Origin of the sequence: Dysgonomonas sp. PF1-14, assembly GCF_029892965.1 — a bacterium.
Lineage (GTDB): Bacteria > Bacteroidota > Bacteroidia > Bacteroidales > Dysgonomonadaceae > Dysgonomonas.
The window spans coordinates 70,228-94,402 of the sequence record NZ_JARXWN010000008.1 but is presented as its reverse complement, the minus strand read 5'-3'; the positions used below and the strand labels follow the sequence as shown (position 1 = coordinate 94,402).

Below are 24,175 nucleotides of genomic sequence, written 5' to 3'. Positions count from 1 at the left end.
GTTGGTTTTGTTCCTATGCCGGGAATCGAACCCGGCTGTGAACCATTATAGGATATCAGAATAGAGTTAATTGTCTATCATCCGGTGTATCTGACTTTTTGGTATATTTTCCGTAGCTTTCATTGATAATCATATTGATCGTGCTGGAACCAAGCCCCCACTTGAGAATTATTTTTTCTTCAATCACTTCGTACCGGTAACCTTCGTTATATAGTTTCTCGAAGTATTTGCGAATCTCATTATTGCGGTTTATCTTGCCTTGCCTAACACGATCATCTTTAATCTTTTTAGGCATACGGTTTACTTTTTATGTTAATCTTTCCATTTCAATACTATTGAGATTCTGTTGGATAGCTCGTTATAACCCATATCCTTAATCTCTTTGCCCCAGTGTCTCAAGCAGTACTCCTTTATTTTAGCATAGTGGGGATAAACTTTCCCTTTGTACACATGCTTAAACTGATCATACTTGCTATCTCTGAATGCGAACCACAACCGCCATCGCATCCGTGTCATTGCTTCGTTTTTTAGTTGTGCCGATCTTTCATTACTTATTGTTGCTCCCATAATTACAATACTTCAAATTCTTCAACTGTGATATTCGATAAATTGATCCCCATGCGTTCAGCACGTTTAAAGGCTTTGTCCGGCTCTTCGTAGTTCCACCAGCGTTCACATGCCAGTTTGATAACAGCTTTGTTTGTAATGCCCCTATCTACGCAGAAGCTGGCTATATCCTCCGTGCTGATATTGTCTATTCTGAAAATGGATATACGGCGAGCAAATGTGGTGTATTGGTTACTATTCTCTTTGGTAGGGTACCAACGATAAGCATAGCCACTAGCCGATTGGTATGTTTTAAACTCAAGCCCGGCAATTTTACCTATCTTATTGATCACATCAGTAATACCGGCTATAACGATACTCAAAAGTCCTTCAGTAGCGGTTCGCAGATTCTTAAACTCCTTATAAAATGAGTTCTTTGCTACTTCGCTCTCATCGATGATCACTTGAGGGTTCATATCTGCTTTTTCTTCTACCATCAGGATAATCTGATCGAGAAGGAACGAAGTAGAGAAGCGTTTGCGGTTCTTATCCAGTTTGATGCCCATTTCAGTAGCCATACGGAATAAAAAGCGGTTCCATGTCATTTCTTTGCGGTCAATCTTGATATACCAGCAGCATTCGTTCTCTTCTGCGAATTTGCGAAGCACTGTACTTTTGCCCACACCGGTGTTACCGACTATCAAACGCATATCGCTCATTGTTTTACCGGCTTGAGCAATGTTCCATATCTTATTCTTTTGGCGTGTAGATACCAGGTTATCTTCACCCATGTAGTCCTTTAGCGAATCATAGATCACATTCAGAAGCTTATCGCTGAATGCTTTCTTATCTCTCAATAGTTCCGAGATGGTTCCTTCAGAACGCCCAGTAATGCGAGCGATCTCCGATGACTTCAAATTCTTTTTATCCATGAGAGTTTTAAGGCGGTCTCTCAATCCGGATTGCTTTTCTGAAATAGTTACTTTTACCATAATATTTATTGATTTAGTTTGATTCTGATTATCTCACCAGTATCAGGATCCACAAGTTCCTTATAGATTTCTTCCTGATATGCCGGTATATCATTTGCTTTGGCTGATATCTCCTCCTCAAGCAGTTCAGATTTGTCATATCTACCTGTATATGGTCTGTGTTTGCCTGTTAGCATTTCTTCTCCCAGCTCTACAATAGCCTCATAGTCCGGATGCTTTTCGATATACTGGAGTATGCCGGTATTATGATCTTTGGCTGATTGTTCTACTCTGTATTGGAGTGCTATGTAGTTATCCAGCAATTCTTTTTCTTCTTTGGTCTCAGCTATATAAGCTGTACGTTCTTTCAAAGTCCATACTCCGAGATATCTGTTTTCATGGTCAAACACCGGTGCCGGTTCGCCTCCGTTCAGGATATATATGCTCAGGCGGTTTGTAGTTTGTGCATCCATGGGAACATGAGAGAATATCCTTTCTGCAACAGCTCTTTCTTCACTGGTTTTAATCGGAGGAAAGTAAGTATAGCTCTCATTGCTATGCTGTATATCCAAGCCGGCAATGGTCAATTTCTTTTTGTGTAGGGTTCCACATAGCTGGCAAAGCTGTATATAGCTCAATTTAGGCACATAGCTTTCTTTCTCTTCCCATAGTTCATACGGGGTTTTGTTGCATTCTTTGCCCTCCAGCTGCTCAATAACACGTTCATTCCATAGCTTGAGCCCTTTATCCTTTATCCAGTCCATAACAATGGATGCACTGCGAGCATTTTGTTTACCTTGATTCTCTCTTCTTTCCGATGCTCTTGAATTCAGGTGCAATGCTGTACGATTCATTCCACTAAACCCTTTCAGGAAGCGTGTAATATCATTGTCACACATATTAAATATGCTCTCAATAGTTTTTGCACGGGCATTACCCACGATGGAAGGATATAGTTTAATATCATTCTCACCACACCAGGCTTGCAGTTCCTGCCATGCCGGTCCCCGGTCACATTGTATCATTGCCGGTTTATATCCGGTTTCACGAATACCCATCAGGATCGCTTCTTTAAGTGCCACGAAGGGCTCACGAACTCCGATCAGGGAAGTAGCACCCACCATGCGAAGCGTACCGACATCTGCTATTTTTATAGCATATACATGCTGTCTGACTTTACTGCCATATTTCACATTCTCATTGTGAGCCGTACCATCGATCACCCATACATGGTTTTTCTTCTCAGGTAGCATACGTGAAATACTTGGTACCGACTCGGCACGATAAGTAATAGCATCGGTTTTGGCTTGTTTATGCTGGTTCTTCAGTGGTCTGAGTATTTGGTAGAGCCTTCCTTCTGTTGGAGGATCGAACGTTCCGTTCTCATTCAGCCACCAGCCGTTACGTTTGCCCCATGTGATCCATTTCTTATATACCTGAGCCACGCTCATATTGGTACCATTGATTTGGAAAAACTCAGCTATCTTTTGTTGCTCAGGAGTTATTTTTGCTCTGTTGCTGTTATTTTGTCGCTTGATCTGAATAATATCGACCGGTTCCATTTCGGATCGCATTTGCTTCAATATATCATCAAACCACTTATTAAAGCGGGTTTCTGATGTCGGTATCTTTATCTCCAGCTCTATATCTGTGATGGCTGTCAGTAGATTCATCCTAAAGCTTCGTATCAGTCGTTCACAACGCTTCGTATCGGCTTCGCTGGCTTCTATTTTATTCACAAAATCAGCAATCCATTGTACCAGGGCACACTGTTTGCTATATCCTTTCACACTATCGGAGTGCAACCCGGCATCGAGATAAGCCCAGGTATATACACTATAATGGGAATTCATATAGGTCTCAATGGCTGATCGGATAAACGGCTCATTGATTTGCAGGGTTTCTGCTGTGAATTCTATTGCAGTAGGAACACAATCCATCCCGGAATCATCCATCGACTGTAATAGTTGTGAATATTCTCCTGATAGTTTGGTGAATGTTCGTTTTACTTTCTCACGAGATACATCTGTTAAGCTATCTATATAGACCCACTTCGCTCCATCATTATCATATTCTTCAAACCGTCCTTTACTCTTCTGATTTCGATATGAAGCTTCAGTAAAAACCCTATTAAGCAACAAAGCATCTTTGTTGACTAATAAGCGTCCTGATGTATGTAATTGAAATGCTCCCATAATTGTATCTTTCTATTTTTGAACCCTATCGGGGTAACGATCCCCGATATGCTCCATGCTAGGGTATTAAGTCTAAACTTTTCAGTTTGATATTGGTGTAAGAGACACTCACACAGTTCTTAGTCACTGAAGGAGGCAAACAGGCAAATAGCATCTCGTTGATCTCGTCACTGTCATTCTCATCAATCTTATCGACATGGATGGTTCGCTCCTCATGGTTCACTTCAGTAGCTTTTGTTACCAGTTCGCTATATTCGTTAAAGTCCAGGCTGATCTCTTTGGATATAGGTACCTCAGTCTCCACTACAACATTGAATGTCAATTCGAATCTTTGCATCTATCAGAAGTTTGAGAGGTTAAGTGATATCGGTTCCCATTTGCCGGATGTCTCATTCCGTTGATATACCTCAATACGCATCTTTGAATCAACCGGGCGAAAGCTTTCTTTAAATAATCGGATCGCTTCTCTCCAGCGTGGATCATCGAACTCATTCTCCTGGCTGTATAGCGATTGTATGCGAGAATATTCCAGGTTACCTTCTTTGTTTCGTTCAAGAAGAGCAGAAACAACGTTATACATTTTGATATCTCTTTTTTTGACAAAATCTGTCAGGAACTCACGGAGCAAACCTTCTGCTTTCTCAGCACGTTCGTCCCAGGCACATATAGTGCTGTATCTGTACACGATTTTATGTTTACCATCTTTGCTAACCCGATGAAAGCCTCCTTTTGAAGTAGATTTGATTTCGCCATAAGTATTTAGCTTATCTCGCATATTTGATAGTTTGGTTGTGGTACTATCAAAAAACACTCTCATTAAGCCATTCAATTCTAAAGCGTCCTTAACGATATCCGATGTAGTATCATTGATATACTTCTCATACTCTTCACGTTCTTTGCGAGCCTGCTCTTTAGCTTCTTTTTGTTTGTGATACAGCATAGCCTGAAGCTCCTCTGCTGTGTATTGATCTAATGCTTTGTCCATAATACAGTTTTATTTATTGGTTATTTTTCTTGTAATAATTTATTAATATATGATCTCTCAGCTGTGCAATTCCTTTAGCCAAACTCCCTAGCTTATCCAAAGCTTCTTTAACCTCTTCAGGGTTACTCAGGTCATTATGTAACCTGATGGACTTATTACAGTCATGAATAGTAAGCTTCATTGCGTTGTCTTCTTCTATTTTTGCATGATAACAAGCCATGCTTCTATGACTATCAGGAAGAAGAAATTCTTTCTTATTGTAGCTCATTATATTGCTCGTATTAATTTGGTTACTTCTTTCTCTTCCAGCTTGCAAGGGCTTCCACAGAAATGCTTTTTTACCGGATGACATGGGATAAACATATATTTGTCCTCGCTCATTCCATAGTAGTACATATGAGCTGTCTTTTGACCATCCGAACAGAGATACACCTGTTCCATTCTTAAATCTTTTGCATTCATAGCCTTAATAGTTTTTTATAAATTCTTTACACTGTTCGATTGTCTGACATTCTATTTCTACATCTCTAAAACTCTTCGGTTGCTCTAGCTCAGAGGGGGTGTACAAATTGTATTGCTGATTTTCAGCATCCCATTCACAGAGCCAATTTTTGTATTTAAAATTTTTCATATCAGTACCGATTTTAGTTCGTCTTGTAGTAAATAGTATTTATCAACTATTCCTCTTACATATTCAGGCATGGTTCTCTTACCATCCAGCATAGCATTGATCATTCTTAAAGAATAAGGCTCTTTACCATTCTCAACCCGTATAGGATTGATTAACGCGGCGATTCTCCCGGCATCTCCATGTTGTTTTTTGTCTGAATAATCTCCTTTTTCCATATTAATTCCTATTTTTGTTCTTGATATGGTACAAATATATATTCAAAAATTGAATATCGCAAGATAAATATTCATTATTTGAATAATTAACATTCAAAAATTGAATAATGTTGTTATACGATAAATTAAAGCAAGCTAGATTGCTATTGAATCTTACACAAAAGGATATCCATGAATCAACTGGATTATCCCAAAGAGATATAAGTCAGCTTGAGAATGGAGAAAAGAAATTTATACACACAGCTTATATTCAATTTTTGAATAAGAGAAGTATTCCTTTAGATGCGTTATATGATGAAAGCGTTAGTGTTGATGAATTCATTTCATCATGTAGAGGATTATCGAATAGAGAAGTATTAGATATTTCTGAGAAAGGCAAAAGCAATATAATACCTATTGACTTTGCTGGGGATATTGATACAGTTGAAATACCTATTGTAGATATATATGCAGCAGCTGGACATGGAGCTGTAAACTCCGATCATATAGAGCAGCTTGGTGTAATTAAACTTCCTGCCAATATGGTAAAGCGGGGTACTAATTATTGTGTAAGGATTAAAGGATCTTCTATGGCTCCAACTATTCAGGATAGTGATTATGTAATAGTAAGGTTACTAGAGCCATCAGAATGGCAAAGTATGCCAGATCAGCATGTCTATTTGGTAGTGGACAGGGAGGGTACAGCATATTTAAAACGTGTAAAGAATAGATTTGAAAAGGGTTTTATTGTTTGCACATCCGATAGCATAGAAAAATCTCTTTATCCAAATTTCAACTTAGATACTGATGAAGTATTCAATATATTCCATGCAGAATGGCATTTCTCAGCTAAAATGCAAAACATCAATGAAACATATTACAGCCGGTTGCAGTTATTAGAAGATGATATGGCTGATATGAAAGAATACATAAAGCGAATAAAATAGATTTTTTCCATTTTTGATAATATATGCTATTATATTTGCATAATCATTTTTTAATATGCAATTATGAAAGTATTTGTTCTCATACAGCAAAAGCCTCTAAAAGTAAAAACTTATACCTCTCTCACGGCATTATATGAAGCTAATAAAGATGTACTAGAGGTAAGTAAATCAAAACTGGATAAGTACCCGTTTGACCAGTTCGATTATGTCAATCACAAAATTGTGATATCAAAAACAACAGCTTTAACCACTGGTGATGTAAGAAATATGCAAAAAGAGCAATAAATTAAAGATTTAACACTATATTTGCAGCGGTGTATTCGATATAGGATTTTGGTATCCGTAGCAATGGCGAAATGTTAAAGTTTCGCCATTTGAAATTTTTAACAATGTAACCACGGTTACAATATTGGTTACAAAAAGTGTAACCGATGCGGTTACATCTAATAGTAATTCGGTTACAATTCGCAAACACTTCACAACAAAAAGAGAGACCAGTTCTCACAAGCCTCTCTCATGCGTTCTCTATTCATTCAGTCATTACAGGTTACCAGCGAGCCGTTCTTCGCGTATTTCGCATCCTTTCCAGTCATTCCGAGTCATTCTCCAGTCATTCCAGTAATAAATTTGCGAGCCGATTATAGTCGTGTTCCAGGTTTATCGCTGTCAGTGTGTCTGTTAGCTGTTACCACTCACAATATTTTGCCGTCCTTTGGTACTATACCCCTTAATAGAGAGGAAAATGATATATATACTACGTATTTTCATTTACTATCTTCTTAGTGAACCAAGTGTAAAATATTCAGTAGGTTTTGCATTTCTTTTTTTTATATTAGTATAATATAATTTAGTTTCAGTATTCTTTTGAAGCTCCTCTTTTATTAAGATTGTTGAGGGGATGTAAGCACCATCTATCTTTATAATATTCTCATATATCATTGTTTTTATTAATTTGTTTGAAAGACTATACATTTCTTGACTAATTGGAACTTTTCTTTTTGTATCATATTGTAATATTACTTTATTATATGCAACCTCAAGATTTTTAGCTTTCAGTTCAAGTTGTACAATATCATTCTCTTTATCAATAGAATTTACGACTTCGTAGTCATTTTTAAAGCAGAGTCGCATTAAATCGGCATTTGAAGCATCACTCCCCATAAATGATTGTTTAAACGGTAGTTTTATTACTTTACTTGTGCGAGGAAGATACATCCAAAGGCTAGAATTATCATTAAGCATTCTTCTGCCTTTTTCCGAAGCAGGAGCTGTAAACTCCATACGCATTTTATTAGCAGATCGATAAAATTCCATATCATAGTACCTTATTACTCTATTATCTTTAATCATTTCCATCTTCATTGACGCATATTCCATATAGATTGATTCATCTAAGTCTGACAAATAGTCGGTAGTCAACATATTTGCTTTCGTTTGATTAGTTAATAAGCAAAGAAAAGCAGTGAGTAATATTAAAAATTTCGTGTTCATATTATTTTAATTATTAAGTAATTCAATTATTTTTTTCTTGTTAATTGTAAGTAATGACAGGATCGTTGCTAAAAGAGGATAAATTACAGCTACTGTAAATACTATATATATATGCTTAAATGTTAGTTCAGGATTGACTATTGTTGAGCCAAAGGCAAAGGAGGCAGACTCTCCTAAATAAATACCCTTATTTAGTTTTATAAGAAATACAGCAAGTAGTACAATAATAAGCCCCAAGAAAAAAAATATGCAACTAATATATATTGATTCATATAAAAATATTTGTTTTACTGATTTCTTTTTAAAACCAAAAGATAGCAATGATCCAATTTCTCGATAGCGTTCATTAATATTTTCTGTTTGCATTGACCATATACCAATAAATGAAATCAATATTAGAAAAAATACTATTGACAGCATTCCATATCTGTTAAAAGTGGATAATGCTTTTGCCATTCCCAGATGATCTAAGTAAGAAGAAATTTTTATCCCATTATATTCGACTTCATTATCTATCTCAAAATTTTGACAGCCCAATTGGTTTAGTAAATCAACTTTTATCTCTTTTACTTTATCTAAAGAATTGACATTAATAAATATTTTTGAAGGTAAATTGCAATTATATAGAAACTCAGCATCACTATAATTTGCATAAACAGAAAACTTATTTAGCTGAGAAGTATAATGAAAGATTCCTTTAATCATAAACTCGTCCAAATTTATTGATCCATCTATTGTTTGAACCATTAGATTACAGAAATCGCCAGTCTTAACTTCTAAAGTGTTCGCAATAGCATTACTAACTATTATACCTTTACTGTTTACAATATCAGTCTCTCCCTCAACTATTTCCAGCATCTCTCCAATGAGAGGTAATTCCTCCTCTGTCATACCTACTATTTGTATTGCTTGTGAGTTATCATTGAAATATATATTTGAGTTTGAAATATAGATGCGTGGAAAATAACTTACAATAAAATTATTATTATCGAGTGTTGTATAGATATTTACCAATAGTTCGTTTCCTTGAGATTCATTTTCATAGCTTGCAGTTTTTTTATCTATAGCAATAGATAATGCTCCGGTTTCAAACTTAATGTTTCGTGAAACAATTTGAGATTCAATTCCCTGTGATACAGACAAAACCAGTAACAGTACAAAAACGGATAACGTTATTCCTAATCCATTCAGCAAAGTTGATTTTATATTTCTACTTACATTACGTATAGCTAATTTTATAAATAATCCCATAATCGTTATCTTTTATTAATTAGTAAAATAGGATTCACTTTGTGGATACGAATAATGCTTATAAAAACAGCAAATAATGTCGTCATAACGAATAAAACTAATATATAGATAATGTCTTTTATATATATTATTGGTTTTAAGTATTCTGTCATTAGTGCAGATTGCATATCTTTAGAGCCAATGTATATGCCTGAATCAGCTATACTGCCAATCAGAAATTCGATAAAACTATATCCGACAAGAACAGATATGACAGTGATTAAAACATATTCGGCAGCTATCATAAGACCAATTTGTACCCATGTGAATCCAAATGCTAATAGTGTTCCGAATTCTTTCTTTCTTGAATTTATTATAAGAGTAGTCAAGTTGATAAGAATGAGTAAACTGAATACAATAAATATAACTTGAGTGAAGTATCCTCCACCTTTCCAAACTTGTACTATTTTATAAAATAAAGGTATTGTTTGCTCCCAACTTACTGCATGTATTTCTGATGACACATCGTTTACTTCTTTTTTTACTTTTTTAATAGTTTCTATTGGTATATCTTTATTATCAGTAGAATTAACTATTAGCTCAAGGTAAGTTTCATCTTCTAACTGGACAAGTTCTTTACCAAATGTATATGGAATAAAAGCATTATAGTTTAAAAATATAGCAATTCCGTTCTCTTCAAATATTCCTGAAACAATTGCAATTTCGTCACTCATATAATCATTTATATTATTTGCAAGTAACAAGATAGAATCGCCTACATTGCATTTTATCTCATCTGATGTAGTCTCACTTATTAATATACTTTTTCCATTATTAGGCATTGTGCCCTCTTTAAGTCTCAAAAGACTTTTGATTCGTTTGAAGTGATCGTCCTCGAGGGCATGGATATTCACATATGATGTTTCATCGAAATATGATACAAGTGAACCAAGTCGAATACGTTTATTTAGAACAAGACTCTCTTTGTTTCTTATATTATTCAAGACTTGATCTGACAATGTAAATGGATTTTGCTCTTTCATTTGAGACTCTAAAATATTTATTTTAGAATCCTTGGCACTATAAATTGTCAATTGTCCTGATATCGCCTGATTAATGCCTTCTTTTAATTTAGATTGCAAACCATTATTCATGGAAATATTACTCAAGATTATTGTAGAAGAAATGGCTATACATAAAATTGTAAAAATAGATTGTTTCTTCTTTCTTGTTATATTTCTTATAATATATTTAATATATTCTTTGTTCATATTCTGCTAATTATAACTTTTGAGATTGTGTTTTTAATAGGTTAATTAAATTGTATATTTACAAACATAATATATTTTATTTTATAAACTATATATTTATGTGAAATATTTTATATTATTTATGAATACATTGTTTTTTTGCAGTAATTATTGAGATGTAATAGTCTATTAACAAGTAAGATATAGCAGTCTATGAGAGTAATATATATTATTAAAATACGGTTCTAAAGGTCAAATGTAAATCTTTTAAGTCACATCCATCTATAAAAAAATGGAATGTACTAAAATATCACACATTTTTATGTATGTTTGTATTAGAGTTATTTGATACAATGGAAAAACAAAGCAGACCAAAGAGTTTCGCTCGTTTCTAAATCGTTACCCATTGTTTGTTTTCTTCTCTTTAATTATCTGTTATTCAACGGATAATTTTTAAATATTCTATTGCTACACTGGGCTTTCTTATGCGGAAATGACTCAGTTACGAAAAGACGACATTCAGGTTACATTCGATAATAGAAAATGGATTTTTATTAAGAGGAAAAAAACGAAGCAAATGTCGCATATTCCTCTTTTACCTATTCCTTTGGAACTTATTGAGAAGTATCAAAAAAACAGGCAGGATGCATTCCTATTTCCAATCCACACAAATCAAAAGACTAATGAATATCTGAAGGAGATCGATGAAATTTGCAATATAAATAAGCGAATAACATTCCATACAGCCCGGCATTCGTTCGCCACTTTAGCCTTGAGTCATGGGGTGAGCATCGAGTCTATTTCGGGAGTTTTAGGGCATACAAATATAAAAACGACACAAATTTACGCTCAGATTACTAAACAGAAAATAGGCCGAGAGATGACAGCCTTCGAGAATAGTCTGGATACTTCAAACAAACATGCAAACCGTATGAAAAAAGGATATACCATTTACATGCAGTTATTGGATACAGCCCGTAAAATGAGAGAAGATGATTTCTCAACAGAGCAAATTGTCTACTATACAGGACTATCTGCAGAAGAAGTAGCTATGTAAACAAAAAAGAGCTGCATAAACAATTTATACAGCTCTCTTCTCTAGTTTTAAGAATGGCAATTTACTCTTTCCAAGCTTTCTCATAATTTGAAGACAATAGATTTTCGATGTCAGACTCCTTGTATAAAACCTTGCCGCCAAATTGGATGAAGGGCAATAAACCTTCAGTCCTGTAAGTGTGTAAAGTCCGACGGCTGAGATTTAGTCTTTTAGATAACTGATCATCTGTCAGGTATCGTTCACCTTTAAAAAGTGGTCTGTTCCCTTCGAATGCTTTTTCGGCCCTCCCTTTCACATTTTCTATCTTAGAAAACAGATCAGCAATCCTCTTGTCACCTTTAGATACAATTTTCATTTTCTGCTATTTTTGTTCATTTTTCCTGCATTTAGAACCTTTTCCACATCACAGGGTTTATAAAAAATCTTATGATTAATCTGCGAGAAGCCAATCTTACCTTCGTCCCGGTAAGTTTGGAGGGTTCTGGGCTGAATGTTCAGGATATTGCACACATCCTTCCCATCTAACCATTGACTCATGCTTTTATCATCCAACCGGTCGCATAATGAATTAAACCGGTCTACTACACTCTCAATATAGCTTAGTAGCTCTTCGAATGTTTTTCTTTCAATGGGTATTATTTCCATGATAATGATATTTTAGTTTATAATTTATCACGAAAATATCTACTATTTTCATGAAAACAATAGATTACCAAGCAGTTGTCGTTGATTGTCGCGTTTTGTCGTAATTTGTCGTAGTTGGCCAAAGAAATAGGTTAGTTCAGCTTTAGAGCCGTAGCTATTTATGATCACTTATTTGTGGTGCAAATCGCAATGTGCTTAAGTATTTAATATACAGCGTTATATGATAAACAAATGTCTACTTGTGGTGCAAGTGTGTTTTTTTAACGAAAAAAGTCAGCACCGTAAAGTGCTGACTTCCAGGTAGCGAGACCGAGAATTGAACTCGGGACCTCATGATTATGAATCATGCGCTCTAACCATCTGAGCTATCTCGCCAAAGTATTTTTGACTTGTGGGGCAAATTTGTGGGGCAAGTAAATTTTCCCTAATTTTCACACATTGTAACAATCTGAATAAAAGAACGTTATGGCTATGGATTTCGCACAAAGCTCACGTTTATGAATCATGCGCTCTAACCATCTGAGCTATCCCGCCATCATTTTAGCGAGTGCAAAAATAGAAGATTATTTTTTATAAAACAAGCCTCTGCGGCGAAAATAATTAAAATATTTGTCCAAAATAGCGGAATAGCCTCATATACAATCCGAAAATCACTAATAAAATTTAAGATTGACATCTTTCCGTATAATAATGCCCTTAACATTTATCTTTTTACTACTTTTGTACTCAATTTCAGTAATAACCGATGCTACGAATAAAACGGCTATATACATTCATTATACAGACATTCCTCCCTGTCTTCGTAATGACATTTGCGATATGTTTATTTATCGTACTCATGCAGTTTATATGGCGTTATGTAGAAGACTTCGTAGGAAAAGGACTGGATAACCTCGTATTAGCAGAATTATTCCTGTATGCTGCACTATCCCTTGTGCCGATGGCTCTTCCATTATCCTTGCTGCTGGCATCCCTTATGGCATTTGGTAACTTGGGTGAACGTATGGAGCTGCTTGCTATCAAAGCAGCCGGAGTGTCGTTGCTCAAAGCAATGAGCCCGCTGATCATACTTGTAGCATGTATTGCCATCGGAGGATTCTTCTATCAGAACGAAGCAATGCCGCGTATACAGGTTAAGTTCAGATCGTTGCTGCTGTCTATCAAACAAAAATCCCCAGAACTCGATATCCCCGAAGGCTCTTTCTATAGCGGTATTCCCAACTATAGCCTCTATGTAAAAGAGAAAGATAAAAAGACCAAGATGCTCAGGGATGTTATGATATACGACACATCCAAAGGCTTCGACAATATGGCCGTTATTGTCTGCGACTCGGCAGCCATGACGGGGTCGGAAGACAAAACCTTCGTGTTGCTTAATCTCTATAACGGGCAGCAATTCTCAAACTTTCGTCAGGCTGACCTGAGCAATACCCGTTCGCGCAACAATACCAAGTTTGTACCATACAGTCGTGAGAACTTTAAGGAAAAAGAAGTAATCATATCTGTCAATACCGGCTTCGACCGCATGGACGAATCGAATCTGGAAGGAACCCAGATATCTAAAAATATTGCTCAGCTGAGCCGTTCTATAGACTCTATGTCTTACCGTCTCGACAGTATTAACATCAAAGACCGTCAGATAATAGGTAAGCATACCTATCTCACATACCGTTCTGCTCGGGAAAATCAGATTCCGGCAACAACGGGAGGACAGACACCACCGCCTGTAGAAGAAAAGAAAGCAGAAGCAAAAGCATCTGTAACCCCGATAGACTACGACTCATTGTTAAGCTCATTCAGCAGAGACGAAATGATGCAATACCTGAGCTCGGCTTCGAACGATGCAGAAAACAGTAAGTATAACATAATAGAACGGACACAAAAAAAGAACCTGCAAAAGAATATCCGTTTCCACATGATAGAACGGCATCAGAAATTCACACTGTCGTTTGCCTGCCTCATATTCTTCTTTATAGGTGCACCTTTGGGTGCCATTATCCGTAAAGGAGGACTGGGAATGCCCGTAGTAGTATCCGTTTGTTTGTTTATCATATATTATATAATAAACAATATAGGCTACAAGATGGCACGCGACGGAGTATGGGAAGTATGGCAGGGAATGTGGCTCAGTTCGGCAGTGCTGTTCCCGCTGGGCGTATTCCTTACCTATAAGGCAATGAACGATTCCACGCTGTTCAATCCGGAGGCATACTCTAAGTTTTTCAGAAAGATACTGTTTATCAAATCGCCGGCGAAGATCAGCGATGAAGATCGTAATGCTATTGTCAGCCGGATACCCGATGTTTCCACATTCGCTATAGAACCCGAAACAATGGCCGGATTACAGGCAATGGACAGCGATAAACTACGCGATATAATCCAAAACTATTCAAACTATGGTTACGGCAAAGACATACAACTTGCATCACTGAGCATACTCAAAAGTCGCGGAGCCGAAATCAACGATATAATAGACAAGCAGGACAAGCGGTATATCGATGCTGCCGAGTCTTACTACAATGCAAGCTCGCGACTGACCATTGCCGCATACATACTGTTTATTATCCTGTTTGCAACCAAGCTGATCGGTATAGCCGCCATACTTATATATATACCGTTCTACGTACGTTCGATGATGTATTACAGTACATTCTATAAAGATATAAAGAGCAAATCCAGATGGTATCACATTATTATAGGAATATTATCATTTACCATCTATCCGCTTGTGTACTTCTTTGTAAAGAAGGAGATGGCAAAAGACAAAAAAGAACTTGAAATTATAACATTCTCATAAATAGGAAGGAAATCTATTATGGACAAAATAAAGCTCGATTCAGTAGAAGAAGCTATAGAGGAAATCAGAAAGGGAAACTTTGTAATAGTTGTAGACGACGAAGACCGCGAAAATGAAGGCGACCTCATTATTGCAGCAGAAGCCATTACCCCCGAAAAGATAAACTTTATGGAGACACATGCCAGAGGACTGGTATGTGCACCGCTTACGGCCGAACGATGCGAAGAACTCGATCTGCCGATGATGGTTACCCACAATACCGCTACGCATTCCACGCCCTTTACAGTATCTATCGACCTGCTGAAGAACGGAGTTACCACAGGTATCTCGGCATACGATCGTGCGCAAACCATATTGGCACTAACCAAGAAAGATACCAAACCCGAAGACTTTGGCCGCCCCGGACACATCTTCCCGCTAAAGGCAAAAGATAAAGGAGTACTCAGCCGCGTAGGGCATACCGAAGCCGCCGTCGATCTGGCGCGTCTGGCAGGAATGTATCCGGCAGGAGTACTGATAGAGATAAAGAAAGAAGACGGAGAAATGGCACGCCTGCCCGAACTCAAAGAGATGGCCGACAAATTCGATCTGAAACTGATTTCAGTCGCAGACCTCATCCGTTATCGCTTAGAGCGTGAATCGCTTATCGAAAAAGGAGCAGAGGTAAAGATGCCGACAGCATACGGCGATTTTCGCCTGATCCCGTTTCGTCAGAAGTCGACAGGGCTCGACCATGTAGCGCTGATAAAAGGCACATGGGAAAAAGACGAACCGATATTGGTCAGGGTGCATTCATCGTGTGTCACAGGTGATATATTCGGGTCGTACCGATGCGAGTGTGGCGAACAGCTGCACAAGTCGATGCAGATGATACAGAAAGAAGGAAAAGGAGTTATCGTGTACCTCAATCAGGAAGGACGCGGTATTGGGCTGATGGCTAAAATGGAAGCCTACAAGCTACAGGAAGAAGGATTCGATACAGTAGATGCAAATCTGCATCTGGGCTATCGTGCCGACGAGCGCGACTATGGAGTGGGAGCCGCTATATTGCGCGATCTGCAAGTCTCTAAAATGCGCCTGTTGACAAACAATCCGGTGAAACGGAGAGGACTGGAATCGTTCGGACTGACTGTTGTAGATAATGTGCCGATCGAAATAACACCTAATAAATATAACGAGTTCTATATGCACACCAAGAAAGAGCGTATGGGACACGATTTGCATAATGTGGATTAATCTTCAGATGTTTAACTTATAACTATGAACTATGTCACAAGTATCAAAACGTATAGCAAGTCTTGCGGAATCAGAGACTCTGGCTATGTCGCAAAAGAGTAATGAGCTGAAAGCTCAGGGGATTGATGTGATCAATCTGAGTGTAGGAGAACCCGATTTCTTCACGCCCGATCACATAAAAGCCGCTGCACAAAAGGCCATTGACAGCAACTTTTCGTTCTATACCCCGGTGCCGGGTTATATGTCGTTGCGTCAGGCTATCAGCAGGAAGCTGAAAAACGAGAACGGACTCGACTACAAGCCGGAACAGATCATCTGTTCGGGAGGAGCCAAGCAATCGGTTTGCAATGCACTGTTGGCAGTAGTCGATAAGGACGATGAAGTCATTATTCCTGCGCCATGCTGGGTGAGCTATATAGAAATGGTGAAACTGGCAGAGGGTAGGAGTGTGGTTATACATACCGATATCGAGCAGGACTTTAAGATTACGCCCGCTCAGCTCGAAGCTGTCATTACACCTAAAACCAGAGCTATTATACTCTGTGCTCCGTCCAATCCTACCGGAAGCGTATATTCCAAAGCAGAACTTGAAGGCATAGCCAACGTATTGGCTAAGTATCCTAATATCATTATCATAGCCGATGAAATATACGAGCATATCAACTATATAGGAAAACATGAAAGTATAGCCCAGTTTGCAAACGTACACGACCGCGTTGTTATCATCAACGGCGTGTCTAAGGCGTATGCCATGACCGGTTGGCGTTTGGGATGGATGGCTGCACCGCAGTGGATAGCATCGGCCTGTAACAAGTTGCAGGGGCAATATACCTCAGCCGCATCTTCTATAGCACAGAAAGCTGCCGAAGCCGCCTATCTGGGCGATCAGCAATGTATAGAAGATATGCGTAAGGCTTTCCAGCGCCGCCGCGACCTGATCGTGAAATTGGCATCCGAAATAGAAGGATTCAAAGTAAACAAGCCCGAAGGAGCATTTTATCTGTTCCCCGAGTGCAGTTATTACTTTGGCAAATCATACAATGGCAGGACGATAAACTCGTCGGCCGACCTGGCAATGTTCTTGCTCGAAGAAGGGCACGTTGCCTGTGTAGGCGGTCTGGCTTTTGAAGCACCCGACTACATTCGCTTTTCTTATGCTACCTCCGACGAAAATATAGTAGAGGCAATGAGAAGAGTAAAAGAAACACTGGGTAAGTTGAAGTAAATACTTTTATCTTCCCCGACACAGGCTATATTGCGGGATAGCCGAGACATAACACTAACCGGCTATCCCTTATTATTTGCAGAAGACAAGACCGTAGAAGACAAGACATGCGGACACTATAGGACAAACTGCAGAAGACAAACGAAAAATCTAAAGCTGTAATAATAGCACCCCTTATTGAGCCCGGAACATAAGGTAGCGCTTATTTCATAGCGTATTGGTAATCCCTTTCAGGATAAGGATTTGTTATACAGATAAGACAGCTTTACAAAGACTATATTATGCCTATATCAGAATATCTGAGCAACAAGCTGCGCTTGTTATCATTTCTGTTAATAATTATGGTGATCGTGATCCATAATTATTTCGGGATATTATCCCCTCATGGCTCATGGCCATATATTATGAAAACCGTAATATCCAAAGGATTATGTTATGTAGCTAATCCCTTGTTCTTTATGATTTCGGGGTTCTTTTTCTTTCGCAAGAAAGAAGAGTTCAACCCTCAGGGATATAGTACGATGTTGCGGAAAAAGGTACGCACATTACTTATCCCTTATTTGTTAATATCGGCTTTGGTTATAACGGTCTATGCAGCCTTTAACATATCTCAATTTTCGAATGCGGGGGAAGTACTTTGGGTATGGCTTGCCGAACCCATTCCGTTCCATCTGTGGTTTCTCCGCTACCTGATGTTGCTGTGTCTGCTATCGCCATTGGTTTGCTACTTGGTAAAGAACGGGAAATTCCTGTATATTGCTGTTCTGCTACTGGCGTGGTTGCTGTTGTACCATAAGATAGACTGGCCGCTTATCAGTCTTACCTTCTTCTCTGTCGGTGCGTTTATTGCTATGCATGATATCCGTATACCATACTACAACGGCAACCGGATTCTACTTGCCGCATCCACCTTTCTGTGGGTATTTTTTGCCTATGTGGCATGTATCGTATTGGAAGAACACGAATTTGCCATGTCTGTTGTACGGAATCTGTCTATTGTTTGCGGGCTGGTGTCGGTGTGGTTGCTTTACGACTGCTTCTATAAATATATCGACTGGTTTGCGCGGTCGTCCATTATCACCTATTCATTCTTTATCTATCTTATGCACAAGCCGTTGATGCTTTATGTAAATAAGGCTGTAATGAGAACAATGGCTCTGTTTACCAAGGCTGAATACGCTGTGATCAACGGACAGGTTTCTTATCTGCTGACACCTCTTATTACGGTCGTAATCTGTGCTGTGACAGGTATATTCCTGAACCGCTATCTGACACCTGTTTACAAAGTGGTAACCGGAGGCAGGTAATTGTCTTAGACCTTACTATTGACTATTATCTCTCTTCTTTGCTGGTCTTTCGGGCGCCCAAACAGGTCGAGTATCCGTATCTGTTCCGCGATGGTAGGCACTTTGATCTGTAGTCCGTCGATGCCGAAACAGGTGTACTCCTGTACTTCTATTTTTTTCCATGCACCTTCGCTGCACAGGTAAAGGTCTCCCATTACCTCTATGTCCATCAGTGAAAAGCTGTAGCGGGCAAAGTCTGATCTGAAGAGGTGCGACTCTTTCATCTGCGGGTTGGTTACCATCTTTTCATCCCAGAGTTGTTTCAGTCTTTGTGCATCTGCTGTTGAGCTCAGTATGTCTATATCCCCTGTGTCGCCTATCTCTATTCCACTCAGGATGGCAGCCGAAGCCCCGATAATGAAGAAGTCGTCCTGCAAGGTGAGTAATGCAGGTATGGCTTCGGTAAGTGTGTCCTGTATTTTAGTCCTCCTCATCTGTTATATAAACAGCATTAGCAGTAGTTGCGTAAATACGATGCGGGTAAACATCGACACCGGATATACGGTCGCATAGGCCACAGACGGCTCGTCATCGTCTATTATAGAATCTACATAGTTCAGTGCCATAGGGTTTGCCATACTTCCGCAGAGCATACCCACATTTTTAGAATATTCCAGATGGAACACTTTCATAGCTATCAGCGCTACGATCAGCACAGGCACTACGGTGAGTATAAAGCCGAAAGCTATCCATATAAGTCCTTCGGTCTGGAACACCGTTTCGAAGAAATGCTCGCCGGCTCCTATACCCAGACATGCCAGATAGACCGTAAGGCCAAACTCGCGCATCAGCAGATTGGCACTCTGCGTAGTATATGTAGTGATGTGGAAGCGCGGGCCGAATGCGCCCATCAGTATTCCCACAATAATAGGCCCTCCGGCAATACCTAGTTTCACAGGAAAAGTCATTCCAGGAAAGGGTAGGGGCAACGCTCCCAATATCAGCCCCAGAGCGATACCGAGAAAGATGGCTATCAGGTTCGGTTTGTCGAGGCGTTTTATCTCATCACCTATTATCTTCGCTACGTTGTCTATCGACGCCTTTTCGCCCACAACGGTCAGGCGGTCGCCTATTTGCAACGACAGGTCAGGCGATGCCAGCAGGTCTATACCTGCACGATTTACACGCGTAATGTTTATGCCATAATTATTGCGCAGCTTCAGTGTTCCCAGCTTTACGCCGTTTACCTTACTGTTGGTCACTATCAGGCGGCGCGATACCAGTTGGCTGTTATCTATATGGTTCCAGTCTATGTCTTCCTTGTTCCAGTCTACATTTTCCTGCTCGCCGAACAATACCTTGATGTGCTCTACATCCGACTTTTTGGATATGATCAGCAAATGGTCGTTGTGGCGAAGGATGCTTTCCGAAGTGGGTATCGTCACTACCCCGTCGTGCCAGATGCGAGAGATAACGAAATGCTTCGATGTGAGCTGCATAATGTCGCGTATGCTTTTGCCTTCCACAGCCGGATTGGTGATGTGGAACTCGCCCACATGCATATTGTTGTCCTTCTTCTCGTGTGACTTGGTAAGGGTGTCTTTCGGTACAAAGAACTTCCTTAGAAATATGATAGCCAGTATAACGCCTATTACCCCCAGCGGATAAGCTACGGCAGTGGCAAGCGCCATATCGGCAACAGCTTTCATGTCTCCACCCGTTATCTGTTTCAGAGCCTGTTGTGCAGCACCCAGCGCAGGTGTATTGGTTGTAGCTCCGCACAATATACCGACCATGTTAGGCAGGGATATATTGCTCGCATAGCTTAGTATAACGGTGAGTATCAGTCCGATAAAGATAACGCCCAGTGCCATCATGTTCAGTTGCAATCCGCCTTTCTTTAGCGAAGAGAAGAAGCCCGGCCCTACCTGTAGCCCCAGTGCATATACAAAGAGTATCAGCCCGAAGTTCTGGGCGAAGGATAGCATGTCCCTGTTGATATCGAGGTTGATGTGCCCGAAGAGAATCCCTACGAAGAATACAAAGGTGATTCCGAGCGATATGTTAAACAGTTTCAGCTTACCCAGCAGTATCCCGATAGCTGAAACAATGGATATAATTATAATCGTCTGAACCGATGAGGGTTCGAGTATGGTTTCCGTTAACCAATCCATAATGCTTTTACCTTATAAACGGGGGACAAAGGTAAGACAATTATTACACTAAATACACATCAATATGTTTCATCATTTGGCTCTCTTAGTTATTTTAACTAAAACCTTACAAAGCTTACGCATTTTGCACTGTTTTCCGCTATTTTTTGTTGATTACAATCACCAATCGCTATTGGTTGCTGTATAGATAAAACTGTTTATAAAAAGTACGTCTTATTATTTTATATATATTTGCTATAGTATATACACAGAGAGGTATATAACACATACTTTATGGAATATAGATTATTGTTTTGGGCATATATTGAAAAAGAATTAATGATCTCTATACAGACGGAATCGAAAGAGAGTATCGATAATCTCGGGCTAATATTGAAGGATTTATTGTTGACGACAATTTACTATGGAACAGCAAGGTACGTTCGGGCAGATGAATATGAGTTTGAGATAATAAAACAATTTTAATAGAATGCGCGTCTTAGCGTAACCCTCGCTGGCGTGAACATCTTATAAAACAATCTGTCTTTTTGCTATGCGACACACAGACTGGAGGTCTGCGGGAGCAAGGTATTAATATTATTTGTTTTTATTTTGTATCTCAAAAACATGAGTGGAATTATATTCTTTTAAAGAGAAAGTAAATGTTTCGTTATTTAATGTTTTAAATTCTAAATATACGAATCCATAAAAATGGGAAAAAAACGTTTTCAAATAAGTTTTCCCGTATTTTGTTATTCCAATAGCCTCTATTTCAAAACATTCTATATTCTTTTGTTCTTGAGGTAAATAGTAATTTACAATTCTTGTTACTCGGTAATGATTTTTTACCGTAGTTGGGTATTTTTGCTTTCTCTTTATTGCTTTGTAATAGTGATTATTTGTATTTTGTCCTATTCCTTCTAATTCCCAGCTCCATTCTATTCCTATTTTTAATGGAAACTCGACGAGAGGGAAAGGACAAAATTCCAAAATTGTGTATTCTTGAAAACGTGGAGGATGTAGAAATATTTTTTCTGAATTTTCCTTTACACCTGTTTCTTGGGTAACTAAATTATTATTTTTGTATTCACCCCTTTTCCATTCAATAGCCCAAGAATCATTAATAATTGTCTTTTGCTTTGAATTACCTGTATATATATTCCATTGCTTACCAGAACTATTAAGGAACAGTTCACTTCTCGTAGTATCATTTCCATTGACATACAATATATTGAAAGCAATATTTATATTACCTCCTTTTCTATAATATATTTGAGATTTAACATTGTCACATATTAATATCAATATAATAAATATGATACAGGTCGTTATTTTAGAAATGGAAATACAATTATTGCTCATAAATATAGTGTCTTTCTATCTTCTCCACTTTTAAGTGAAGACAACTCAAATACAGATTATTACTTCCTCAATGTAAAGAAAAATTCCAATCCGCCACCGGCACGGTTTTTTACCTGTATTTCTCCTTTGTGGAACAGTACTGCATTTTTGACGATGGATAGCCCCAGTCCCGAACCGCCTGTGGTGCGTGTGCGTCCTTCGTTCACTCGGTAGAAGCGTTCGAACAGGCGTGGCAGGTATTGCTCGTCCACCCCTTTTCCGGTATCGCAGTACGAGAAGTACACATAGTCCTCATCTTCCATATAGTTGGTAATGTTCACATTGATGTGTTGCCCCCCGTAGCTGATGGAGTTATCGAGCATATTGCGGAAGATGGAGTATAGCAGCGTATAATTTCCGTCTATTGTTAGCTCTTCATCCACTTTCACATTCAGCTTTATGTCATTCTCTTGCAGCTTGTCCGTCAGGTCTATCCTCACATCGTTTATCAGCTGCCACAGGTTGACGCTCTCCTTTGTAAACTGCGACGGGGCTTCCTCTATTTTGCTTATCAGGCTCACATCTTCTATCAGTGTAGACAGTCTGATGGTCTGCTGATACGCTCTGTCGATAAATTGTGCCCGCTTGTCGTCAGGTAGTTCTTGTGTGTTCAGCGTTTCCAGATATCCGCGCAGGCTGGTAACAGGAGTGCGCAGTTCGTGCGCTATGTTGTTTGTCATTTCCTGTTTCAGCAGGCGGGTTTTTTCCGTTTTGGTTATGTCTTTTATTGTGATTTCAAAACTGCTGTCTTCGAATACGATAGTTTGTATGGAGAATGTTTTACCGTTCTTCTTTATCTGATAATTATGGTAATGCTCACCGCTCTTGCGATGGTTGATAAATTCTATCACCGGATCGAATACCTCTTCCTTGATGATAGCCTCGAGGTTGAAGACCGGCTGATCGACTATGAAGTTGAAATACTGGAAGAAATTGGTATTGGCATAAATCTTCCTTATATCTTTGTCGAAAATACAAATACCCTCCTGCGAATAGTGGAAATGCTGTATCAGTTTTTCGCGTTCCACTTCTATTTCGTGCTTGCTTTTCTCTTTCTGTTTCAGTATGTCTACAAGCTGGCTGCCTATCTCGCCCAGTTCGTCGTCGGGGAAATCTATTTTTTCGGTCAGCGGCTTATCGTCCTTTATCTTTGTCGTCAGGTTCTTCAACTGCGAAATAGAACTGCCGAACCGTCCCGCTACATAGTTGAGCAATAGTAATACGACTATAAACATGGCTATGACAATGTACACGAAGAAATTGTCGGCTTTCATCATACCCTTTGTCTGTATGTTGTAAGGCAGAGCTACACGTACAAAGTAGTCTTTATAGTTTTTGGCATAATAAAGGTATTCCTGCTGTGTGGATGCCGACATACGTATATTCGTACCCTTTCCCTGAAACGAAGCATTACGTATTTCGGGGCGTTCGAGGTGGTTGTCGAGCTTGCTGATGTCGTCCACATCTTTGTCGAACAGTACTTTACCCTGCTCGTCTATCATGGTGATGCGTATATCCATCGGCATGGCATTGGCAAGCACCATTATCTGCGACATGCTGCTGTCTGTCAGATGGTTCTGCCCGGCATAGGAATGTATCATCTCGGCGTAACTGTCGAGCCTGTCCTGCAAGGCAAGCGTACGCTGATTCTTTTCTTCTTTCTGCTCGAATATGATGATACATACCGCAAACAGGGCAAATATGATGAAGAAGTATGTGAATATCCGTTGTTTATAGGTCAGTTTCATAAAATATAATTTTAGATTGATGAACCTCTATTTTTTTTATTGTTATAATTGCCACGCCTTTTAAGGCGTGGGTACGAATATCTAAAAAAAGACTTTAGTCAAAAGCGGAGTTTGGCTAAAGCCATTCTTATATTGTTACTTGTATCCTCCACTTAAAAGTGGAGGCAATTTTTACTGAAAAACTCGA

At 38.8% G+C, this 24,175-nt stretch carries 27 protein-coding genes and 1 tRNA gene; 8 read left to right on the top strand and 20 right to left on the bottom strand.

Annotated elements, in window-relative coordinates:
• Window positions 1-55: 55 nt before the first annotated feature.
• The 10 genes from M2448_RS11215 to M2448_RS11170 are packed head-to-tail and all read right to left on the bottom strand — an operon-like array spanning window position 56 to window position 5,543.
• Window positions 56-295 (bottom strand): hypothetical protein, encoded by a 240-nt coding sequence (locus tag M2448_RS11215; protein WP_280646851.1) that lies wholly within the window; start codon window positions 293-295, stop codon window positions 56-58.
• A gap of 17 nt (window positions 296-312) precedes the next feature.
• The gene (locus M2448_RS11210; RefSeq protein ID WP_280646852.1) at window positions 313-567 is read right to left on the bottom strand and encodes a hypothetical protein; all 255 of its coding nucleotides are present in this window, start codon (window positions 565-567) and stop codon (window positions 313-315) included.
• 2 nt (window positions 568-569) lie between these two features.
• Window positions 570-1,538, bottom strand: a complete 969-nt coding sequence (locus tag M2448_RS11205) for an AAA family ATPase (RefSeq protein ID WP_280646853.1) — start codon at window positions 1,536-1,538, stop codon at window positions 570-572.
• Between the two features lie 5 nt (window positions 1,539-1,543).
• Window positions 1,544-3,712, bottom strand: a complete 2,169-nt coding sequence (locus M2448_RS11200) for a transposase family protein (RefSeq protein WP_280646854.1) — start codon at window positions 3,710-3,712, stop codon at window positions 1,544-1,546.
• Window positions 3,713-3,770: 58 nt separating this feature from the next.
• A complete protein-coding gene (locus M2448_RS11195) occupies window positions 3,771-4,049 on the bottom strand; it encodes a hypothetical protein (RefSeq protein ID WP_280646855.1) in 279 nt (92 codons plus the stop codon).
• 3 nt (window positions 4,050-4,052) lie between these two features.
• The gene (locus M2448_RS11190) at window positions 4,053-4,697 is read right to left on the bottom strand and encodes a DUF3164 family protein (protein ID WP_280646856.1); all 645 of its coding nucleotides are present in this window, start codon (window positions 4,695-4,697) and stop codon (window positions 4,053-4,055) included.
• A 13-nt stretch (window positions 4,698-4,710) separates the two neighbouring features.
• A complete protein-coding gene (locus M2448_RS11185) occupies window positions 4,711-4,965 on the bottom strand; it encodes a hypothetical protein (RefSeq protein WP_280646857.1) in 255 nt (84 codons plus the stop codon).
• Window positions 4,965-5,159, bottom strand: coding sequence for a hypothetical protein (locus M2448_RS11180; RefSeq protein ID WP_280646858.1), 195 nt, complete (start codon window positions 5,157-5,159; stop codon window positions 4,965-4,967). Before M2448_RS11180 ends, M2448_RS11185 begins: the two co-directional genes overlap by 1 nt.
• 4 nt (window positions 5,160-5,163) lie before the next feature.
• The gene (locus tag M2448_RS11175; RefSeq protein ID WP_280646859.1) at window positions 5,164-5,328 is read right to left on the bottom strand and encodes a hypothetical protein; all 165 of its coding nucleotides are present in this window, start codon (window positions 5,326-5,328) and stop codon (window positions 5,164-5,166) included.
• Window positions 5,325-5,543 carry a hypothetical protein gene (locus M2448_RS11170; RefSeq protein ID WP_280646860.1) on the bottom strand — a complete coding sequence of 73 codons (219 nt, stop codon included), beginning with the start codon at window positions 5,541-5,543 and terminating at the stop codon, window positions 5,325-5,327. Before M2448_RS11170 ends, M2448_RS11175 begins: the two co-directional genes overlap by 4 nt.
• Window positions 5,544-5,650: 107 nt before the next feature.
• On the opposite strand from M2448_RS11170, the gene M2448_RS11165 reads away from it, so the two are divergent.
• Both M2448_RS11165 and M2448_RS11160 read left to right on the top strand, forming a co-directional pair.
• Window positions 5,651-6,469, top strand: coding sequence for an XRE family transcriptional regulator (locus M2448_RS11165; RefSeq protein WP_280646861.1), 819 nt, complete (start codon window positions 5,651-5,653; stop codon window positions 6,467-6,469).
• Between the two features lie 63 nt (window positions 6,470-6,532).
• Window positions 6,533-6,754 (top strand): hypothetical protein, encoded by a 222-nt coding sequence (locus M2448_RS11160; RefSeq protein WP_280646862.1) that lies wholly within the window; start codon window positions 6,533-6,535, stop codon window positions 6,752-6,754.
• A gap of 486 nt (window positions 6,755-7,240) precedes the next feature.
• On the opposite strand, the gene M2448_RS11155 is transcribed toward M2448_RS11160, so the two are convergent.
• The 3 genes from M2448_RS11155 to M2448_RS11145 are packed head-to-tail and all read right to left on the bottom strand — an operon-like array spanning window position 7,241 to window position 10,461.
• Window positions 7,241-7,960 (bottom strand): outer membrane lipoprotein-sorting protein, encoded by a 720-nt coding sequence (locus tag M2448_RS11155; protein ID WP_280646863.1) that lies wholly within the window; start codon window positions 7,958-7,960, stop codon window positions 7,241-7,243.
• A gap of 6 nt (window positions 7,961-7,966) precedes the next feature.
• Window positions 7,967-9,211, bottom strand: coding sequence for an FtsX-like permease family protein (locus tag M2448_RS11150; protein WP_280646864.1), 1,245 nt, complete (start codon window positions 9,209-9,211; stop codon window positions 7,967-7,969).
• 5 nt (window positions 9,212-9,216) lie between these two features.
• Complete coding sequence (locus tag M2448_RS11145) at window positions 9,217-10,461, bottom strand: ABC transporter permease (RefSeq protein ID WP_280646865.1); 1,245 nt, start codon at window positions 10,459-10,461, stop codon at window positions 9,217-9,219.
• Window positions 10,462-10,897: 436 nt separating this feature from the next.
• On the opposite strand from M2448_RS11145, the gene M2448_RS11140 reads away from it, so the two are divergent.
• The gene (locus M2448_RS11140) at window positions 10,898-11,497 is read left to right on the top strand and encodes a site-specific integrase (RefSeq protein WP_280646948.1); all 600 of its coding nucleotides are present in this window, start codon (window positions 10,898-10,900) and stop codon (window positions 11,495-11,497) included.
• Window positions 11,498-11,558: 61 nt separating this feature from the next.
• Here M2448_RS11140 and M2448_RS11135 read toward each other — a convergent pair whose 3' ends face one another.
• The 3 genes from M2448_RS11135 to M2448_RS11125 form a co-directional block, all read right to left on the bottom strand.
• On the bottom strand, window positions 11,559-11,852 hold the full coding sequence (locus M2448_RS11135; protein WP_280646866.1) for a helix-turn-helix domain-containing protein: 294 nt from the start codon (window positions 11,850-11,852) through the stop codon (window positions 11,559-11,561).
• Window positions 11,849-12,142, bottom strand: coding sequence for a helix-turn-helix domain-containing protein (locus tag M2448_RS11130; protein WP_280646867.1), 294 nt, complete (start codon window positions 12,140-12,142; stop codon window positions 11,849-11,851). Before M2448_RS11130 ends, M2448_RS11135 begins: the two co-directional genes overlap by 4 nt.
• A 301-nt stretch (window positions 12,143-12,443) precedes the next feature.
• A tRNA-Met gene (locus tag M2448_RS11125) sits at window positions 12,444-12,517 on the bottom strand.
• 370 nt (window positions 12,518-12,887) lie between these two features.
• Between M2448_RS11125 and M2448_RS11120 the strand changes: the two genes are divergently transcribed.
• The 4 genes from M2448_RS11120 (at window position 12,888) to M2448_RS11105 (ending at window position 18,707) form a co-directional block, all read left to right on the top strand.
• Entirely contained in the window at window positions 12,888-14,939 is a 2,052-nt protein-coding gene (locus M2448_RS11120) for an LptF/LptG family permease (protein ID WP_280646868.1), read from the top strand.
• Between the two features lie 18 nt (window positions 14,940-14,957).
• Entirely contained in the window at window positions 14,958-16,175 is a 1,218-nt protein-coding gene (locus M2448_RS11115) for a bifunctional 3,4-dihydroxy-2-butanone-4-phosphate synthase/GTP cyclohydrolase II (RefSeq protein ID WP_280646869.1), read from the top strand.
• A gap of 31 nt (window positions 16,176-16,206) precedes the next feature.
• Window positions 16,207-17,400 carry a pyridoxal phosphate-dependent aminotransferase gene (locus M2448_RS11110; protein ID WP_280646870.1) on the top strand — a complete coding sequence of 398 codons (1,194 nt, stop codon included), beginning with the start codon at window positions 16,207-16,209 and terminating at the stop codon, window positions 17,398-17,400.
• A 281-nt stretch (window positions 17,401-17,681) separates the two neighbouring features.
• Window positions 17,682-18,707 carry an acyltransferase family protein gene (locus tag M2448_RS11105; RefSeq protein ID WP_280646871.1) on the top strand — a complete coding sequence of 342 codons (1,026 nt, stop codon included), beginning with the start codon at window positions 17,682-17,684 and terminating at the stop codon, window positions 18,705-18,707.
• Between the two features lie 5 nt (window positions 18,708-18,712).
• Here the strand turns inward: M2448_RS11105 and M2448_RS11100 are convergent, their stop codons facing one another.
• On the bottom strand, window positions 18,713-19,180 hold the full coding sequence (locus M2448_RS11100) for a hypothetical protein (protein WP_280646872.1): 468 nt from the start codon (window positions 19,178-19,180) through the stop codon (window positions 18,713-18,715).
• A 3-nt stretch (window positions 19,181-19,183) separates the two neighbouring features.
• Window positions 19,184-20,860 carry a putative transporter gene (locus M2448_RS11095; RefSeq protein WP_280646873.1) on the bottom strand — a complete coding sequence of 559 codons (1,677 nt, stop codon included), beginning with the start codon at window positions 20,858-20,860 and terminating at the stop codon, window positions 19,184-19,186.
• Window positions 20,861-21,133: 273 nt separating this feature from the next.
• On the opposite strand from M2448_RS11095, the gene M2448_RS11090 reads away from it, so the two are divergent.
• Window positions 21,134-21,325 (top strand): hypothetical protein, encoded by a 192-nt coding sequence (locus tag M2448_RS11090; RefSeq protein ID WP_280646874.1) that lies wholly within the window; start codon window positions 21,134-21,136, stop codon window positions 21,323-21,325.
• 111 nt (window positions 21,326-21,436) lie between these two features.
• Here M2448_RS11090 and M2448_RS11085 read toward each other — a convergent pair whose 3' ends face one another.
• Window positions 21,437-22,201: a hypothetical protein gene (locus M2448_RS11085; RefSeq protein WP_280646875.1), complete on the bottom strand. Its 765-nt coding sequence runs from the start codon at window positions 22,199-22,201 to the stop codon at window positions 21,437-21,439.
• A 59-nt stretch (window positions 22,202-22,260) separates the two neighbouring features.
• Window positions 22,261-23,988 (bottom strand): ATP-binding protein, encoded by a 1,728-nt coding sequence (locus tag M2448_RS11080; protein ID WP_280646876.1) that lies wholly within the window; start codon window positions 23,986-23,988, stop codon window positions 22,261-22,263.
• Window positions 23,989-24,175 lie beyond the last annotated feature (187 nt).